The following is an 18,135-nucleotide window of genomic DNA, read 5'->3' as shown; positions in this document are numbered from 1 at the left end:
CTAGTTTATTAAGAATGAAAGTAAAATCTAGAAACCTTGTTTATTCCATTGTCTGTTTGGTGTTAATTTCTGCAGTTCATCTTAATGCACAGGTAGTAGCTAATCCACCACCGGATTTGGAAATCTGCGAAAATGTAGAGTTTCAATTTCAATCAGATGGTTTTGAGTTTGTAGATTTAACCCAACAAGATGTATTTATTATAGGTGCCCAAACTGACGTTTCAGTGACTTATTTTACCTCATTGCAAGATGCCCAAACCTTTAACTCACCTATCACACAACCAGGGAACTATTTAACAAATACCACTGAAATATTTGCAAGTTTAGATGATAATAATAGCAGCGATTATGATATAACATCCTTTACTGTAATAATTCATATTCCTCCATTTGTAAATGCGTCAGAGGCAATCGTTTGCGACGATGAGGTTCTCGATGGCATTACGGAATTTACCTTTGAAGATGATTTTAAATATTTCCGCAGTTTACAAGACGCTCAAAATGATATTAATCAATTACCTGAAACCTTCAGTAACTTAATTCCATTTAATGATCAAGTTTATAGAAGATTAGATGATGTTAATGGCTGTTTTGCTATTGCAGTTATGTTTCTAGAAGTTAGTATTGAGCCAGTTTTAACAACTCCAACTGCTCTCCAATCTTGTGGAAATAACGGAGTTGCCGTTTTTGATTTAACATTAAAGAATGAAGAGATTAGGGAGAATAGTCAGTTTTATGAGTTTGAATATTACTATAATAATCAGATTATCAATAATCCAACGGAATTTGTTAATACCACCAATCCGCAAGTAGTTGAGGTGCTGGTTCAAGGAACTAATTCTAATTCCTGTTCTAACATTGTGAGTTTAGAACTGATTGTTAATGAAGGCGAAAATCCTGAAATAACTAATATTCCAACACAATTTTTGTGTCCTGATGATCAAGGTGTATTTGATTTAACCTCTTATGAAAACCAACTTGTTAGTAATACTACGGATTTATCGTTTACCTATTATTTGGATTATGTAGATATGCTACTTGGTAATAATCCAATAGCAGACCCAAATAATTTTGAAATCCCTTTGGATGGAATAATTGTATTTGTAGCTGTTGAAAATGTAAATTCAAATTGTAAGTCGTACAGTACTATTAAATTTGACTTTTTAACCAATTGTCAAATTTCTTGCAATGCGCCAGTTAATATCACACACTGCTACGGACGCGGAAATAAATGGTTTACTTTTAGAAGTGAAAATGGTTCGCCCTTAATTTTGAGCTTCAATGCTGGTAGTATTCATATTGAAGATGACCTCTATGTAGTGGACTCTGATGGTACTGTACTTTATGATGATTCTGGTTATACTGTAGGTGATCCCTTTATAAATGACATTAGTGGGCTCGTTTTTCAATCGACTGGAGATCTTCTAAGATTTCAGATACAATCAAGAAATAATACCTCAAATAACTGTGAGGAGGGCACGGGATATATACCATGGAATTTTGACGTCTTTTGTTCTGATAATGTGGGGCAAATTCAGCTTCAGGCTTTTTATGATGAAAATAATAATGGCCAATTAGATACTAATGAAGCTTACTTTAATGAAGGTGAATTCACTTATGAAATTAATGACGATGGGAATACAACTACGGTTCAAACCTCAACTGGACAGTTCGGTTTGTTTAGTTTTAATGACACGGACACATATGACCTGACATTTAATTTATTCACAGAAAATGAGAATTGTTTTTTAGTTTCCCCACAATCATTTGAAAATATTACAGCCAGTATCGGAATGTCGGAAACCTTTAGTTTTGCTGTAACAGATTCCCAAAATTGTCACGATTTAAGTGTCTCGCTCATTAATCCGTCTGCCCCTCCAAGACCAGGTTTTAATTATTACAATACACTGAATCTTGAGAATGTTGGTACAACGATAATTTCTGGTAGTGTTGAGGTAGTATTCGATAATCAAGTGTCATTATTATCTACAAGTACAGACTCTGGATATACAATAAGTGGCACTAGTGAAGGATTCAACCTCGATTTTCTTGATTTAAATCCAGGAGAAACAATTTCCGTTTTTGTTAATTTAAATTGTTCTGTCTCTGCATTTTTGGGTGATATTATCACTAACGAAGCAAATTATGTTAACGCAATTAATGATTTAAACGATGAGAATAATACCTCAACTTTGGTACAAGAAGTCGTTAATTCCTATGACCCAAATAATAAATATGAATCAAGGGGACCACAAATTGTCATTGATGATTTTGGCACAGAGGATTATCTGTATTACACCATTAATTTCCAAAATCTAGGAAATGCAGATGCTATTAATGTGAGAATAGAAGATGTTTTGAGTCCTAACTTGGACCCATCAACCGCTCGTATGGTTAGTTCAAGCCACGATTATGTTTTTGAGCAAACTAATAATACGTTGATTTGGACGTTTAGAAATATCAATCTACCAAGTGCCGACCAAGATTTTGATTTGAGTCAAGGGTATGTCTCATTTAAGATAAAACCTAATGCAGGATTTCCTCAGGTTGGCCGTACTATTTTAAATAGTGCATCTATTTTCTTCGATTTTAATTCTGCTATTAACACTAATAGCTTTCAAACTGAATTTATTGAAGCTTTATCCGTCGATGATTTCACAGCTATGGAAGTTAAGCTTTTTCCAAACCCAGCAAAAGACAATGTGATAATTCAATTTAATAGTCCCTCTAATGACTGCGACATTGAAATATATGATTTACATGGAAAATTGATAAAAGCACTGTACAGTAATGAGCAAAAGGAGTTGATAATTGGTGTTTCAGACTTAGGGTCAGGGTTTTATTTTATTAAATTGAGGCAAAATCAACAGGCCTTTACTTACAAGCTTTTAGTTAGATAACCTCAACAACTGGTATTATTCACTTCTTGTTGTAATGAAGTATGTACCAATACGTCAAAAGGGAAATAATTCATTACCAATGAAAGCCACAATTACCACAATGTTCGCATTCCTTGTTTTAGTTGGATGCAAAAACAACAATGAAGCAAGAAAGCCATTACCAAAGGATATATCTAAAACAGATGTAACCACGAGTATCTATCCAGAGCGTATTACCAAAGTTTTTGATGCTCACGGTGGTATCGATACATGGAATACAATGAAAACGTTGTCATTTACCATGAATCGTCCAAACGGTAAGGAGATTACAACGACCCATCTAAAAACTAGAGCAGAACGTATTGATACACCAACATATACTTTAGGCTTTGATGGGACTCAACTTTGGCTCGACGAAAAAAATGGAGAATCCTACCAAGGCCGACCTTGGTTTTATAAAGGTTTGATGCTATATTTTTACGCCATGCCTTTTATAGTTGGTGACGATGGGATTAATTATGCAGACACGGAACCATTAGTCTTTGAAGATGTAAGCTATCCAGGTGTGTTGATATCCTATGAAGCCAACGTTGGTGAATCTCCAGATGATGAATATATTATTTATTACGACGAGCAAACTGGGCAAATGGAATGGCTAGCCTATACCGTAACTTTCGGAAAAGATGGAAAAAGTAAAGATTTTCATTTTATAAGATACAATAATTGGAAAGCGGTAAACGGCTTAATACTTCCCAAAAGCATGGATTGGTATAACTACGAAAACAATATGCCAACTAAAAAACGTAATACGGTTGAGTTTAGCGACATAATCCTGTCTCGTGAAACGCCCAACGACTCTCTTTTTGTGAAACCAGTTTCTGCAAAGTATATTGAAAGACCATAAAAAAAAGCGAGCATTAAGCTCGCTTTTCTCCTTAATCGTTTATACCGTACTTATCGGAATAGCGCTTGGCTAATTCTGTTTGGTGGGTTTCTAAACTGAGCTTTCGGCCATCTATAAAAGCATGTGTAACTTTATTGGTGCGCATATCTAAAGCATCGCCTTCACTGATAAAGAGTGTAGCACTCTTTCCAACTTCTAGCGTTCCGAAGCGGTCATCGATTCCTAAAATCTTAGCTGGATTTATTGTTATCAATTGTAAGGCTTGTTCCTTGCTTAATCCATAAGCCACAGTAGTACCTGCATAAAATGGAAGGTTTCTAGAATTCATACGTTCCATCTGTCCGCTAGGCTCAAGAGCTACAAGTACACCTGCATCAACTAAATGTTTTGCCAATTTAAATGGTAAATCATAATCGTCATCTTCATTGTTGGGTCGCGTATGTACGCGTCTTAAGAAAACTGACACGTTATTGTTCTTTAAAAAACTAGTGACTTTATGAGCTTCGTAACCGCCAACTATAGTGATATGTTCAACACCTTGCGTTTTTGCAAAATTCACTGCATCGGTAATGCTCTTTTCATCATTAGCATTAATGTACAAACGTTTTGTCCCATCAAAAAGTCCCGCTAATGCTTCAAACGGTAAGTGTACTTCAGGCTTATTGCCCTTATTATAACTTTTAGATTCGTTGAAATAATCATGGAGTTCTTTAACTTCCTTAGCATAGTCTTTGTTTGGTTTTAAACCAGGGTCTTCACCCAACCACCATCGTCCACGACTAAAGCTACTAGGCCAGTTCATATGAATACCATTATCCATTTGAACTACAGCATCCTCCCAATTCCAAGCATCATATTGCACTACAGATGAGGTTCCCGCGATTCTGCCACCTCGCGGAACAACCTGTCCTAAGAGTACACCGTTAGGGCGCATGGACTCCACAATTTTAGATTCGCTATTATAAGCAATTATACTTCTTATATGCGGATTAAATGCACCTAATTCAGACAAGTCATTAGATGCTTTTACAGCATCTACTTCAACTAGTCCTAGAGTTCCATTGGCTACAATAAATCCAGGATAGACATGTTGGCCTTTAGCATCAATGACATCCATGGCCTGAAGCGTCATGGCATTATTTTGACTGCCGTCTAGTACTCGGCTTATTTTTCCATTACTCATAACAATAATGCTATTTTCAATGACACTACCATCACCAATATGAGCAGTAGCGCCCATAATTGCAATATCTCTTCCTTGCTGAGGTGCAGGGGTTTGTTGTGCAAAGCCTAAACTGTAACAGACTAGGGTAAAGAGTATAAATATGTTTTGTAATTTTTTCATTTTAGTTCTTTTAAATAATTAGTCCATTGAATCGCAATGCAACAATTCCTTTTCTTTCTTCTTAACAGGTTGCGTTTTTAAACCTTTGTTTTTATCCTGAAGCATGAGATTAATGAGTGCACTTTTCTCCTTTTTAATTGCCTCTCGCATTTGCTTGTCACGGTCAATATCGAAATAAGTAACACCTTCAATAATCGTTTTCTCAGCTTTAGCATAAATAGACAACGGGTGGTTAGACCATAGGACTATATCAGCATCTTTACCCTCTTTAATACTTCCAACTCTATCATCTAGGTGTAATAATTTCGCTGGGTTTAATGTTACCATTTTAAGAGCGTCTTCCTCACTAACACCACCATATTTGATTGCTTTTGCTGCTTCTTGGTTAAGGCGTCGAGACATTTCGGCATCGTCACTATTTATAGCTGTAACGACGCCTACTTTATGCATAATAGCCGCATTATAAGGTATGGCATCATTAACTTCGTATTTGTAGGCCCACCAATCGCTAAATGTTGAACCTCCAACTCCATGTTCTTTCATTTTGTCAGCTACCTTATAGCCTTCGAGTATGTGCGTAAAAGTATTGATGCGGAAATCAAACTTTTCGGCTACTTTCATTAGCATATTAATCTCACTTTGAACATAAGAATGACAAGAAATGAATCGCTCACCATTTAAGATTTCAGCGAGGACTTCCATTTCGGTATCCTCACGATACGGCTGCCCACTTTTCTTTTTCTCATCATAGGCTTTAGCTCGTGTAAAGTAGTCTATAAAAACCTGTTCAACACCCATTCTCGATTTTGGGAATCGCATATTACTTGTAGAACGCGATTGTTTTACATTTTCTCCAAGTGCGAACTTGATAAACTTCGGAGAATTATTATATACTAAATTATCGGCAGATTCTCCCCATTTGAGTTTAATGATGGCAGAACGTCCACCAATTGGGTTTGCAGAGCCATGTAATATTTGAATAGAGGTAACACCTCCTGCTAGATTGCGGTACAAATCAATATCTTCGTCATCAATAACATCTTCAATGGTCACTTCCGCAGAAGAGTTTTGACCACCTTCATTTATGGAAGCAGCTCCGATATGAGAATGCTCATCTATGATGCCGGCCGTAATATGTTTTCCTGTAGCATCTATTACTTTGGCGTTTCTCCCTGAAAGGTCTTTCCCTATTTCGGATATTTTACCATCCTTTACTAAGACATCTATATTTTTCAACACACCTGCATCTTCGTTGGTCCAAACCGTTGCATTTTTAAAAAGTAGGGTTTCTGATTTGGGCTTGTCTTCAAAACCGTAAGCTATATTTGGATACGTTATTGGGCTCATGTAGGGTTCTGATAAGGATTTATCCTTTTTGCCATTTGAGTCTTTTTTTGTTTGCTCACTTGATTTTTTGGCCGCATAAAAACTTGTGGTATTTCCGTTTGGCATTATTGCCTTTCCATTAAGGCTATTCCCTGAAGCAGCACTGGCAGCGATGCGTATGTATTCCTTTGAAGTACTATCTGCAGTTTTAAACGTTAGGTTTACCCAATCATTAGCGTAACTCATTTTTGTGGTGAAATTTGTTGTTCCACTTTCTAATGTAGCACTTGGTTTACTTGTGCTATTTTTTACGGATAACGTATAATCTTTGCCTGATAATTTAAACGAATAATCTCCGTCTATATTGGTGGTACTCATATTTTCAATAACATGAGGGGTACCTTGAACCCAATTTTCATAAAGCTTAGTTTTCTTATCAAAAATATCACCATCTGTAATTAAGAAATTGGCATAGCTACCAGACTTGAGAGTTCCTAATAGGTTAGATTTTCCAAGTAAACTAGCTGGTAATACAGTTAATGCTTCTAACGCTTTTTCTTTAGATAGGCCACTTTCAATGGCTTTCATTAAATTGGATTTAAAACTCTTTTTAGATTTTAATCCATGGGTTGTTAATACAAATGGAACTCCGTTTTCTGCCAATAACCTTGGATTGTGAGGTTCTTGATTCCAACTTCTCATATCACTTAAAGACAAAGAATTGGCCAAAAAAGGATTTTCAACGTCATAAGCTAATTGAAAATTAATCGGTAGAATTAAAGTAGCGTTAGTGCTTTTAATGTCATTAATTCTCTCATATTCGTCCCCACCAGCAAGAATAGTATATTGCACATTAGATTCATCTCCGACCTTATCAGCTCGCATAACGTTAGCTCTGCTGTTAGCTTCAAAAATTTGAAGTAATCCTGTGTTTTCGTTTAAGGCTTCTAAAGATAAATCTCTTGTGTCTACATTACCGGCAGCATACCAGTTGGCATCATTATACATTTGTCTTAGTAGAGCCATACTACCCATAATAGAACTTGGGTAAGACTGTCTTGAGCGCACACTTTTACTGAATGAAAAATGCTGTGAGACTTCACCATCCACAACTCTTAACGAGTTATCAGCATCATTATTTAGAGCAATTAACGCACCAGTGCCTCGTACAATGCCATCTGGCATATGCGTGTTCACCACACCAAAACCAAGTTTGTGCATTTCTGATGCTGCTTTTTGGTCGTACTCAAAACTGGCCATAACGTCTTGTTCTGGCATTACATGGTCATTCCAATAGTACCCACTTCGACTTGGACCATATCTAGGACCGTTTCCACTTCGTTTGGGTTTTTTAACCCCAAACGTGGTATATAAATCAATGAAGGATGGGTAAATGGTTTTTCCATCTAAGTCAACGACGGTTGTATTATCTGGAATACTCACAGATTTACCAACATTGACCACTTTACCTTTTCTAATGAGTAATGTACCGTTAGAAATCACTTCACTTGGCGATACATAAATGGTAGCGTTTGTAAATGCGGTATAATTAGAATTTTTGGCAATTACTCCCGAGTTACTTGGAAAGTAATCTTGTGCGAATAGAGAAAAACTGCACATAAAAATGAGCAGTCTAAAAAAGATTTTCATCATATAATAAGGTTAGTTAAATAATTGAAGTCTAAAGATAAGGATATAGCTTGTGCGTTAGGTTTTTGTTAAGAATTTTTAACGTTTACAATAAATTGGTCTTAAAATAATTGACCAATAAAGCTACTACGTAGCTGTAACTTTTCATACCATCAGCCTGATTGTTCACTTTTAAGAAGTTGTCAAAAGTGGTTTTAAAAATGGGTTCCAATGGATTTTCATAAGATTTCCAAAAGTCCTGTACTTCCATGTAATTTGCCAAGATGCCTTTATTAATTAAAGGAAGAAGTTCGTAGTATAAATCTGGATTTCGTCTGTGTAATTCATAAATGCAGTACCGCAAGGCAAACGTGTAGCCTGAATATTTAAAATATGTATCTTCGTTGTTAATTGCAGCCAAGCAACCAATAAAATTGGCCTCATTTTCTGCTGCATATCCCAATTGATGAGCGATTTCGTGGCAAGTTGTAGTCGGAAACTTATAGGTTGGTATTAATCCGTCAACTTGAGCTTCGTTAGTAAAAGGATTGAGGTAACCAGAAAATCCCATATAAGTTAGAGGAAGGCTATAAATTGATTTTTTTAAGCTTGGTGGAGAATAATGCCAATCACTATAGTCTACTTCTAGCATGTCATAGCCATTTTTTGCCATGTTGAAAATTTCCGATTTAGTGTAAGGGAGTATCACTTTTGCCGAATCTGATTCTGATAGTTGATTATGCAATTGATTAGACTTCTCAATAAGCTGAGAAGTGAAAGCAAACAACTCTTCGGTAGAATAGTCAGATGACATATTTAATGACTTATATAAAGGAGGCCTGTAATAATTGTAGGCCCAAAGCATATGAAATGAAAAGTAAATAATTGACAAGGAGGCACTAATATCCAATAGCCATTTAATTGTATCATTACCGATTCGTTTTCTGTTTACTATGAGCCACCTAAAGATATAAATTGTGGCAATAGTATAGAAGATATCACCAACTGAAAAAGGTATCCAGCCAAAAGCATAACGCATCAATTTAGAGATTAGGGGATATAGGCCTTTACTATAGGTATTTTCAACAAAATCGGGAGATTGCTTCAGAAAGTAAATAATAACAAACTGAATACCTAGAAATAAAGTTAAGATGAACTTTTTATTCTTGAGCATAGGTCAAATATATGAAAAACAGTTAGGGTTGATTGGAGATAAAACTTAAATTCTTATCTCAGAATTTGTCTTGTGTTGGGATTGAATCTAATCTTAAAGTATGAATTATTGCAAGCAGTATTTTGTAACTTTGGCCAACAAAATATAAGACTTATGAATTCAGAAATACGCGCCTTAGAACCCAAGGCCTTGTGGAATAAATTTGCCGATTTAAACGCCGTACCTAGACCTTCTAAAAAAGAAGAACGTGTCATCCAATTTATGAAGGACTTTGGTAAAAACTTAGGCTTAGAGACCTTAGAAGATGAAGTGGGTAATGTAATAATAAGAAAGCCAGCTACAGCTGGAATGGAGGACCGTAAACCTATTGTAATTCAGTCGCACCTGGATATGGTACATCAAAAAAATAACGATACTGTATTTGATTTTGATACCCAAGGTATTGAAATGTATGTGGAAGGCGATTGGGTAAAAGCAAAGGGTACGACATTAGGAGCTGATAATGGATTGGGAGTGGCCACCATAATGGCTATTTTGGAGAGCGATTCTATTGCGCATCCACATTTAGAAGCTTTATTTACTATTGATGAAGAAACTGGAATGACAGGTGCCAAAGGCTTAAAAGGTGGTCTTTTAAAAGGTGAGATTCTATTAAATTTAGATACAGAAGAAGATGACGAAATAGGCGTCGGTTGTGCTGGAGGAATTGATGTTACGGCGACTCGGAATTATGCAGCTGAATTAGCGCCTAATCATACAATTGCCTATAACATAGATGTAAAAGGGTTACAAGGTGGTCACTCTGGGATGCAAATACACGAAGGTTTAGGTAACGCAAATAAATTAATGAATAGGCTACTTTTCGGAGGGTATGAAAAATTTGGACTACGCATCGCCGAAATCAATGGTGGAAGTTTAAGAAATGCCATCCCAAGAGAGAGTAGGGCTGTTGTTCTAGTAGACGAATCTAAAAAGGAAGCTTTTGAGCAGACATTTGAAGCTAGAGCTAAAGACATAAAAAAGGAATTCAAAACCATTGAGCCGGATATGGTCATAGCGTATAGTGTAAGTGAAATGCCACGTCAAGTACTACCTGCAGAAGTTCAGGAGGCACTTTTAAGAGCTTTGTATGCCGCACACAACGGAGTATACAGAATGAGTCCTGATATTAAAGACTTAGTGGAGACGTCTAATAATATTGCTCGTGTTATCATAAAAGAGGGTAATATAAAAATTGGGTGCTTAACACGGAGTTCCGTTGAAACTTCTAAGTGGGATTTGGCGCATGCCTTGCAATCTGCTTTTGAGCTTATGGATTGTGAGGTTACATTTTCTGGTGATTATCCAGGATGGGCACCAAATATGGATTCTAATATTTTAAAGGTAATGGTACCAATTTACAAGCAACTTAACAATGGCGAAGAACCTCATGTCGCAGCCTGCCACGCAGGGTTGGAATGTGGCATTTTAGGACAGAATTATCCAGATATGGATATGATAAGTTTTGGACCTAATATTAAAGGAGCGCATTCTCCAGATGAACGTGCCCAAATTTCATCGGCCCAAAAGTATTGGAACTTTGTAATTGAAATTCTCAAAAACATTCCAAAAGCCTAAATAAAAAAGCTGGTTAATGAACCTCACTAACCAGCTTTAATTCTTTTATTAATATTATTTAACACCTACCAATTCAATATCAAAAACTAAATTAGTTTTTGGAGGAATTACAGGTGCTCTTCCAGCCTCGCCATAACCTAGATAATAAGGGATAAATACTCTTGCTTTATCTCCAATCTTCATGTTGAGCATAGCTTCTCTAAATCCAGCTACTAAACCAGCTGTTTCATTATATGGCATAGTGAAGGGTGCATATCGTCCTGCTTCATCTTGGCGTTCATCATATTTACCGTATTTTTCAGCAACGTCTTTCCAAGTTGTCCAAAACAATTCGCCAGACTCAAAATAACCTGCACAATCAATGTTTACCATTTGTGAAGAATTTGGTTGTTCGCCACTACCTTCTTCGGTAAATATCATAGCCATTCCTGTCGGTGACTCGATACGGCGTCCCTTTAACTCATCATTTTTCTCAAGCCATTCTTTACAAGCTATTTCAGCCTTGGCTTTAGTCTCTTTTAACGCTTCTTCAGCTTGGCGTTTAGCTTCTTCCTTCCGCTCTTCAATTTGTTCTTTAAGCTTAGGGAGTTGGTCGTTAAACACTTTAGGTGCATCAAACTTTTTTGCCTCAGCACCTTTTCTAACGATATTTAACTCTAGGATGACCACATCTTCAACTGGTTTATTACGACCAGGAACTACTTTAACATTTGATATAGAATCTTGTACCTCCATACCTTTTACTATTTCTCCAAAAACGGCATGACAGCTGACTCTTGGTTGGTCACATTCCTTTAAAGTACCATCCTCATTGTATGCGTCTAGATATGGTGTAGGGACCTCTGTAATAAAAAATTGAGAGCCATTGGTATTAGGGCCAGAATTGGCCATACTTAAAACTCCTGGTTTGCTGTGATTGAGCTCTTTAACGAATTCATCTTCGAATTTATAACCTGGGCTGCCACTACCTGTTGCAGTTGGGTCACCGCCTTGAATCATAAAATTATTAATAACACGATGAAACGTCGTGGAATCATAGTAACGTTTTCCTTTGAATTTTTCAGATACCAAAGGATGTGTACCTTCCGCTAAAGCCACAAAATTGGCAACTGTAACAGGTGTTTCTTTAAAATATAGTTTTGCAACCATAGTGTCTTTATTGGTTACAAATTCTGCATATAATCCATCTTCTAAATCTGGATAGTGTTCTTGGCAAGAACTAGTTAATAGTGCAGATAGAATACAAATTGATAAAATTGCTTTTTTAATCATTGTTTTTAATTATTGTATTTAGGGTTACTTCACAAATCAGAGGAACATTTGTTCCTATTTTATTGTCGTCTCCATAATAGCCAAAGGCTTTTTGTGATGGAAAGATAAACGTAATACGCTCGCTTGGCTTCATTAATTTGAGACCTTCTCTTAAACCAGTGAAAAGTTCCTCTTTATCCATTACGTAGGTTTTATTGGTATTACCATAAATTTGTTGACCTTGAAGATTTGAGACATTAAACTCAAAATCCACAATATCACCAATCTCTGGTTGTAACGAGTCGTTTTCAATTTTAGTGTTATAGAAATACCAAAAACCACTTTTAGAGGCTAGGTATTCAATAGAAGGATTATTGGCTATAATCTTTTCAATTTGTTGCTGTTCTTTGGCATTAAGCTTTTTATTGCGCTCAGCAGATTCCTTTAAAAAAGAACCTGATTGCACAGACTCAGGCATTCTTGCCTCTGGAGACTTACAGCTGCATAGTAAGCTAGTGATTAAACATATTGAAAATAGGTACTTTATCATTGGGACAATTCTTCTTTATACTCAGGTAATATACTAATAAATTTATCAACCGTATTTTGTAGTGGAAGATAAGATCTTCCTCCAGCGGCATTGGTATGGCCTCCACCATTAAAATGAGCTCTCGAAAATTCGTTAACAGAAAACTGACCTTTGCTACGGAGTGAGATTTTTATGATGGAATCTTGCCGATTTTCTATAAAAATCACCGCGAATATTATGCCTTTTAATGATAAGGCATAATTAACTAAGCCCTCGGTATCGCCTTTTTTAAATCTAAAGGTGTCTAGCTCTTCTTGTGATAAGGTGATATAAGCTGTACGATATTCTGGTAGTACTTCCAGATTTTGCATAGCACGTCCTAAAAGCTGTAAGCGTGTGTATGAATTAGTATCGTATACCGCATTGTGAATTTGGTGATTCACCGCTCCTTTTTCTATTAAGTCTGCAGTAACTCGATGTGTTCTGCTAGTTGTTGATGGAAAACGGAAGGACCCTGTATCCGTCATAATACCGGTGTATAAGCAGGTAGCTATTTCAGGGTTAATAAGATCAGCCTCTTCCAACATTTCTATAAAATTATATATCATCTCACAGGTTGAGGACATCTTAACGTCAGAGTACATAAAAGCCGCATAGTCGTCTGGTTGCTGATGGTGGTCAATCATTATTTTTAAGGCTTTAGAGGCTTGTATGGTCCTTCCAAGCTCGTCACCAGCACGGTGTAGAGCGTTAAAATCTAATGTAAATATGATATCAGCGTGCTCAATTTTTTCCTGACAGGTTTCTGGTTGCTGCTCAAAATTTAAAACCATATCATCTCCTGGTAACCACTTTAAAAAATCTGCATAGCTATTAGGAGCAACCACGTGCACCAAATGGTTTTTGTATTTTAAGAAATGATAAAGTCCTAAAGATGAACCCATGGCATCACCATCTGGATTTTTATGAGGTACAATAACAATGTGCTTAGAGCTGCTTAATATCTGTATTATATCTTTAATCTGTCCTTTAATCATAGTTGGCGAAGATACAATTTTTTAGTATTTGCTTGGGTTGCTAAATTAAAGAAATACATTACTTTTGCATCGCATTTCGCGAGATGTTGCTTGCGAATAGATATCATAAATTAAAAACGATTACATGGCAACTAACAGAACATTTACAATGTTAAAGCCAGATGCTGTTGAAAAAGGACACATTGGCGCAATACTAGAAAAGATTACCGCTTCAGGTTTTAGAATCGTAGCGATGAAGCTAACACAGATGACCAAGGCTGATGCTGAGACATTTTACGCTGTTCATAATGAGCGTCCCTTCTTTCCGGAGTTGGTAGAGTATATGACCCGCGGCCCTATAGTTGCTGCAATTTTAGAAAAGGATAATGCTGTTGAAGATTTTAGAACTTTAATTGGCGCAACCAATCCTTCTGAAGCAGCAGAAGGTACTATCCGAAAGCTGTATGCTGCCTCTATTGGAGAAAATGCAGTTCACGGAAGCGATAGTGATGAGAATGCTGCCATAGAAGGTGCGTTTCATTTTTCAGGACGTGAAATGTTCTAAGCTAATCATGTCTTTTAAAAAATGGACTCTCACAATTGAGGGTCTTTTTTTTGTTTTTCAATGGAAGACAACCGAATTTATATTGACAAATCGTAACCTTACATTAGCGGTATAAATTTAATCAATATTTAATATCAGTGGGATTTCGCTACCCAATGAATTTAAAATTTATGGGCTCGGGGAAGATTGATTTTTTTAATGAGATTCTTCCATCTTGGGTCGTTGCTCATGGTTCTCGAAGCAGGATATGTCAACACTTCCAAAAGAACGGGGTCTTTTATGGCGACAGCTTTTTCTAAAAATTCAAAGGCTTTATCATGATTGCCTCTAAATGCATATAAATCAGCAACATTTGCTGGGTCGGTTTCACTTTCTTTTTCTAAAAACTCTTCAAAAAGTTTATCGGCTTTAGCAGTCTCACCTATCGCAAAATATATATAGTTCCTTCCATACAAACTGAAGAACGGATGAGTCTCTTGTTTAATCTCTTCTAAAGCTTTCTCCGTTTTATTTTGAGCAAGATAAACTATGCTCTTCATGTAATGCAATATTTGTGAGTTTGGATAATATTTAGAGTAGGTATTAAAAGCGCTCAAAGCTTTGTCTAATTTACCAAGTCTATAATAGGTGAAACCCAAATTGAAATAATTAGTGTATATCAAAGGGTCATTAGCAATTGCTTGTTGAATTAGGGCAACAGATTTTTCTAAATCTCCAAGGGTATATAATGCCGCAGTACCTAAAATCACTGCGTTATTCGGTTGCAATTCCACAGCTATATTCATGTTTTTTAAGGATTCTTCAAAGCGCCATACTTTATTTTGAAGACTTCCGAGGGTTGTATAGGCCTCTGCCAAATCTGGATTCAATTGAAGGGCTTTTTCTGCAGCTTCAATGCCCTGATATATTTTTTCGGCACTGTTACCTATATTAAAATTATAGACGCCATTGTTATGAATGTGCGCTAAGGCATCCCATGCTTCGGCATAGCTCGAATCTATAGCTAAAGACTGATTGATTAAATCTTCTGCAGTTATATAGCCTTCTTTGGTATTTTGATTTGTGAAATGCCTAGCTTGAAGATACAGGTTATAGGCTTCTACCTTAGGTTTGTAAAGATTTGGACGCTTGCCCAACAGAGAAGATTCTAGCTGGTTACTGACTTCTTGGGCAATGTCATCTTGAATTTTGAAAATACTATCTAGTGTTCTATCATAAGTATTAGACCACACATGAGAACCATCTTTGGTATTAATTAATTGTGTTGTAATGCGAACCGTGTTGCCAGCTTTCCTAATACTGCCTTCTAATATATAGGAGACGTCTAAATCTTTACCAATTTCTGTAGCTGTAGCATTTTTATCCTTATAAGAAAAGGAGGATGTTCTGCTTATAACCTTCAAGTCTTTAATCCGTGCTAGAATATTTAGTAGCTCTTCGCTAATCCCATCTGAAAAATATTCATGATCCTTGAGCGGACTCATATCTGCAAAGGCCATAACGGCAATAGATTTATCACCATAATCTACGACATTTACAGGTTTATTACTAAACCGATCATAAATCAAGACAATGATTGCGAGTGTTAATGTGAAGATAATTAACTTATTTAACTTATTTCCCGTTTGGGAAGTGAGAGAAGATGAAGGTGGAATATCTTCTGTTTTCTTTATTCCATCTGGTGTTAGTTCATAAATCCACGAGAAAACCAGCCATATTGGGAATCCAATTAATAAAAGTATAAGTGCGGCTTTAAGAAAATAAGGAGGGACATCAAAGGCAGGAAAAACGATGGAAAGTACTTGCGTAATCAGCCAAGCCACAACAAGGTATGCTATGCCGGCTTTTATGACGTTTCTTCTTTTGAGTTCTCGCCAATATTTGTACAAACTCATAGCTTAGGGATTAATATAGTTTTAAAGTTAAGCTATTTTTTGGTTCTAAGAGAAAAGCTAGTTTTTGTGAACGACTCACTATAAGCACCTCTTCATTATGTTACACTTTGGGTTTATTTAGATTTATGCACTTCAAGCTCAATTTCAATCATAAATTCTGGTATGGCTAATTCCTTTACGCCGAGCCATGATCCAGTTGGGAATTGGTTTTTGTAGATTTCATTGCGATAGCCTGAGACCTGTAAAAATGCTGGCATATCTGTAGTAAAAATATTTTCTACTACCACATCATCAAAAGTACAGCCATAATGGTTTAGGACTTTTTCTAAATCAGCATAACAATTTTTCATCTGCTGCTCCAAATCACCAATGGCAGTTGGGTTGCCCTCATTGTTCATGCTTACTGCTCCAGATATCTTTATACTATTACCAATTTTTACGGCATGCGAATAGCCGTAAGCTTTTTCAACTTCTGGCCGCAGAAGAAAATACTCAGGAACTTCAGATTCTACTATTATTTCTTTCTCAATGTCTTTAGTAACATTCTTTTGGTTCTGTTCGCAGCTATAGAAAATAATAGCTAATGCAATACATAAGATTTGTTTCATTTTATTATGATTTTAGTTTAATTGTTTAAATTGACGCTGTATATCTTTTGCAGTTTTTAAATCAGTGCTATCGTCATCAGTATAGTTTGAAATATACTCATTAATTGCTTTAAGACCAGAATTCTTATTTAAACCACTTTCAAGTGCAATCTTCGCAATTTTTAAATTAAACGATTGAGAGAATTCAGGGGCTTTGGTTTTCCAGTTTTCAGCAAAAGCGATAGCCTGTTTTGGCTGCTTCATCTTTTTGTGAAGCAAGTCTATAGGTCTTCTGTAATAGAAAAAGCTGGTATTTTGTTTATAATACATCTCCAAATGTATACTCCAATATTTCAGGGCATTATCATAGCTCTTGGCATACTCATAAAATTGGGCATAGGTGGCATAGAAATGATCGGATTTACCTAGAAGTTCGATCTCGTAGTTCATAACTTTTTCAATGTCACTATCATTTCTTGTCATCGATTGCATAAGGCTGAGATCATCTTGGTTCACTTGAAAATCAATACCATATATACGTTGCATCTTTTTAGAATGATTGTTTATAAAATCAATACTACTAATACCTTTTGAAACTAAAGAGTCTATGAGTTTGCCATTCCAATCATTGTAGTGTTGATATTCTGAGAAAATGTGAGCAATACCGTTACTTAATCCATGCCCTACAATGCCGAGATGGTCGGCATCATAGAGCTTGTGCTGTGTTTTGATATTAAGATTTTTATTGACTTTGAATATACTATCTAATTGTAGCCCAGACTCTAATCGAGGAGTAGCGTCTCTTTTACCTGATGCGACAGAATAGAAGATAGGATTTTCTGTAGGTTCTTTAATCCAGGCTGCAAATTCTTGGAGTTGATTTCCAAAAAGGTTTTGGCTCAATGCTACAAACCCTTTAAAGGGTTGGTTTGATTGAGTTATGACCTTGGCAGAAAATGATGCCGAATTAGAATGCCCTACTAACGTGTTAAAGCCAGATACTGAGTAATTGGAGTTGATATATGGTATTGCATCTTCAACTAAAAATTTATAAAATTTTCTACTTCCTTTTTCAAACTCACCTGTAGACCAGTTTAGACCCAAATCTGCATTTCTAGCTTTATGAAAGATACCAACGACTATAGTTTTTGGGATTACATCAAATTCCATTAAAACATTGGACTGCTGCACGGTAGGTTCAAACATCCATTCGCCATCTAAGGTATAGATAACGGGGTACTTTGTAGTCTCTGAATAATCCTTTGGGAGATAAATCTTTAAGGTTCTATAATCTTCAATATGCGAGGAGTAAATAGAATCTAGAAGGTATTTATTAGTTTTAATTTCAAACTTTTTTTCTTGAGCAACAAGTATTGAAGCGAAGGTTAAGAGTATTAAAAGGAATAGTTTTTTCATTT

13 protein-coding genes are annotated in these 18,135 nt (G+C 36.1%); 4 read left to right on the top strand and 9 right to left on the bottom strand.

Annotated features, from left to right (window positions below; genetic code table 11):
• The first annotated feature begins 14 nt into the window (after window positions 1–14).
• Complete coding sequence (locus J4050_RS05385) at window positions 15–2,900, top strand: T9SS type A sorting domain-containing protein (protein WP_208153042.1); 2,886 nt, start codon at window positions 15–17, stop codon at window positions 2,898–2,900.
• 34 nt (window positions 2,901–2,934) lie between these two features.
• Window positions 2,935–3,783 (top strand): DUF6503 family protein, encoded by an 849-nt coding sequence (locus J4050_RS05380; RefSeq protein WP_243878555.1) that lies wholly within the window; start codon window positions 2,935–2,937, stop codon window positions 3,781–3,783.
• A 31-nt stretch (window positions 3,784–3,814) separates the two neighbouring features.
• Here J4050_RS05380 and J4050_RS05375 read toward each other — a convergent pair whose 3' ends face one another.
• The 3 genes from J4050_RS05375 to J4050_RS05365 all read right to left on the bottom strand — a co-directional run bounded on the left by J4050_RS05375 (window position 3,815) and on the right by J4050_RS05365 (window position 9,257).
• A complete protein-coding gene (locus J4050_RS05375; protein ID WP_208153040.1) occupies window positions 3,815–5,128 on the bottom strand; it encodes an amidohydrolase family protein in 1,314 nt (437 codons plus the stop codon).
• A gap of 18 nt (window positions 5,129–5,146) precedes the next feature.
• On the bottom strand, window positions 5,147–8,104 hold the full coding sequence (locus tag J4050_RS05370; RefSeq protein WP_243878565.1) for an amidohydrolase family protein: 2,958 nt from the start codon (window positions 8,102–8,104) through the stop codon (window positions 5,147–5,149).
• An 85-nt stretch (window positions 8,105–8,189) separates the two neighbouring features.
• A complete protein-coding gene (locus tag J4050_RS05365; RefSeq protein WP_208153038.1) occupies window positions 8,190–9,257 on the bottom strand; it encodes a DUF3810 domain-containing protein in 1,068 nt (355 codons plus the stop codon).
• Window positions 9,258–9,410: 153 nt separating this feature from the next.
• Between J4050_RS05365 and J4050_RS05360 the strand changes: the two genes are divergently transcribed.
• The gene (locus tag J4050_RS05360; protein WP_208153036.1) at window positions 9,411–10,874 is read left to right on the top strand and encodes an aminoacyl-histidine dipeptidase; all 1,464 of its coding nucleotides are present in this window, start codon (window positions 9,411–9,413) and stop codon (window positions 10,872–10,874) included.
• A gap of 54 nt (window positions 10,875–10,928) precedes the next feature.
• Here J4050_RS05360 and J4050_RS05355 read toward each other — a convergent pair whose 3' ends face one another.
• Genes J4050_RS05355 through J4050_RS05345 form a run of 3 tightly spaced genes read right to left on the bottom strand, consistent with a single transcriptional unit; the run spans window position 10,929 to window position 13,691 of the window.
• Window positions 10,929–12,146, bottom strand: a complete 1,218-nt coding sequence (locus tag J4050_RS05355; protein ID WP_208153034.1) for a peptidylprolyl isomerase — start codon at window positions 12,144–12,146, stop codon at window positions 10,929–10,931.
• Window positions 12,139–12,675 carry a gliding motility-associated peptidyl-prolyl isomerase GldI gene (gene gldI / locus J4050_RS05350; protein WP_208153032.1) on the bottom strand — a complete coding sequence of 179 codons (537 nt, stop codon included), beginning with the start codon at window positions 12,673–12,675 and terminating at the stop codon, window positions 12,139–12,141. Before gldI ends, J4050_RS05355 begins: the two co-directional genes overlap by 8 nt.
• A complete protein-coding gene (locus J4050_RS05345) occupies window positions 12,672–13,691 on the bottom strand; it encodes a DHH family phosphoesterase (protein WP_208153030.1) in 1,020 nt (339 codons plus the stop codon). The genes gldI and J4050_RS05345 overlap by 4 nt, the downstream gene beginning before the upstream one ends.
• Before the next feature lie 124 nt (window positions 13,692–13,815).
• On the opposite strand from J4050_RS05345, the gene J4050_RS05340 reads away from it, so the two are divergent.
• Window positions 13,816–14,235, top strand: a complete 420-nt coding sequence (locus J4050_RS05340; protein WP_208153028.1) for a nucleoside-diphosphate kinase — start codon at window positions 13,816–13,818, stop codon at window positions 14,233–14,235.
• Between the two features lie 161 nt (window positions 14,236–14,396).
• On the opposite strand, the gene J4050_RS05335 is transcribed toward J4050_RS05340, so the two are convergent.
• The 3 genes from J4050_RS05335 to J4050_RS05325 form a co-directional block, all read right to left on the bottom strand.
• On the bottom strand, window positions 14,397–16,130 hold the full coding sequence (locus J4050_RS05335; RefSeq protein WP_208153025.1) for a tetratricopeptide repeat protein: 1,734 nt from the start codon (window positions 16,128–16,130) through the stop codon (window positions 14,397–14,399).
• A gap of 113 nt (window positions 16,131–16,243) precedes the next feature.
• Window positions 16,244–16,738: a RidA family protein gene (locus tag J4050_RS05330; RefSeq protein ID WP_208153023.1), complete on the bottom strand. Its 495-nt coding sequence runs from the start codon at window positions 16,736–16,738 to the stop codon at window positions 16,244–16,246.
• Window positions 16,739–16,750: 12 nt separating this feature from the next.
• Entirely contained in the window at window positions 16,751–18,133 is a 1,383-nt protein-coding gene (locus J4050_RS05325; RefSeq protein WP_208153021.1) for an alpha/beta hydrolase-fold protein, read from the bottom strand.
• Window positions 18,134–18,135: the final 2 nt, after the last annotated feature.

It is taken from the genome of Winogradskyella pelagia (genome assembly GCF_017581965.1).
GTDB lineage: Bacteria > Bacteroidota > Bacteroidia > Flavobacteriales > Flavobacteriaceae > Winogradskyella > Winogradskyella pelagia.
This window is presented reverse-complemented; position numbering and strand designations above follow the sequence as displayed.

What these genes read in the sequence shown, in the direction of transcription:
- J4050_RS05385 (WP_208153042.1), top strand. Translation starts at nt 15, where the DNA reads ATGAAAGTAAAATCTAGAAACCTTGTTTATTCCATTGTCTGTTTGGTG.
- J4050_RS05380 (WP_243878555.1), top strand. Translation starts at nt 2,935, where the DNA reads ATGAAGTATGTACCAATACGTCAAAAGGGAAATAATTCATTACCAATG.
- J4050_RS05375 (WP_208153040.1), bottom strand. Translation starts at nt 5,128, where the DNA reads ATGAAAAAATTACAAAACATATTTATACTCTTTACCCTAGTCTGTTAC.
- J4050_RS05370 (WP_243878565.1), bottom strand. Translation starts at nt 8,104, where the DNA reads ATGAAAATCTTTTTTAGACTGCTCATTTTTATGTGCAGTTTTTCTCTA.
- J4050_RS05365 (WP_208153038.1), bottom strand. Translation starts at nt 9,257, where the DNA reads ATGCTCAAGAATAAAAAGTTCATCTTAACTTTATTTCTAGGTATTCAG.
- J4050_RS05360 (WP_208153036.1), top strand. Translation starts at nt 9,411, where the DNA reads ATGAATTCAGAAATACGCGCCTTAGAACCCAAGGCCTTGTGGAATAAA.
- J4050_RS05355 (WP_208153034.1), bottom strand. Translation starts at nt 12,146, where the DNA reads ATGATTAAAAAAGCAATTTTATCAATTTGTATTCTATCTGCACTATTA.
- gldI (WP_208153032.1), bottom strand. Translation starts at nt 12,675, where the DNA reads ATGATAAAGTACCTATTTTCAATATGTTTAATCACTAGCTTACTATGC.
- J4050_RS05345 (WP_208153030.1), bottom strand. Translation starts at nt 13,691, where the DNA reads ATGATTAAAGGACAGATTAAAGATATAATACAGATATTAAGCAGCTCT.
- J4050_RS05340 (WP_208153028.1), top strand. Translation starts at nt 13,816, where the DNA reads ATGGCAACTAACAGAACATTTACAATGTTAAAGCCAGATGCTGTTGAA.
- J4050_RS05335 (WP_208153025.1), bottom strand. Translation starts at nt 16,130, where the DNA reads ATGAGTTTGTACAAATATTGGCGAGAACTCAAAAGAAGAAACGTCATA.
- J4050_RS05330 (WP_208153023.1), bottom strand. Translation starts at nt 16,738, where the DNA reads ATGAAACAAATCTTATGTATTGCATTAGCTATTATTTTCTATAGCTGC.
- J4050_RS05325 (WP_208153021.1), bottom strand. Translation starts at nt 18,133, where the DNA reads ATGAAAAAACTATTCCTTTTAATACTCTTAACCTTCGCTTCAATACTT.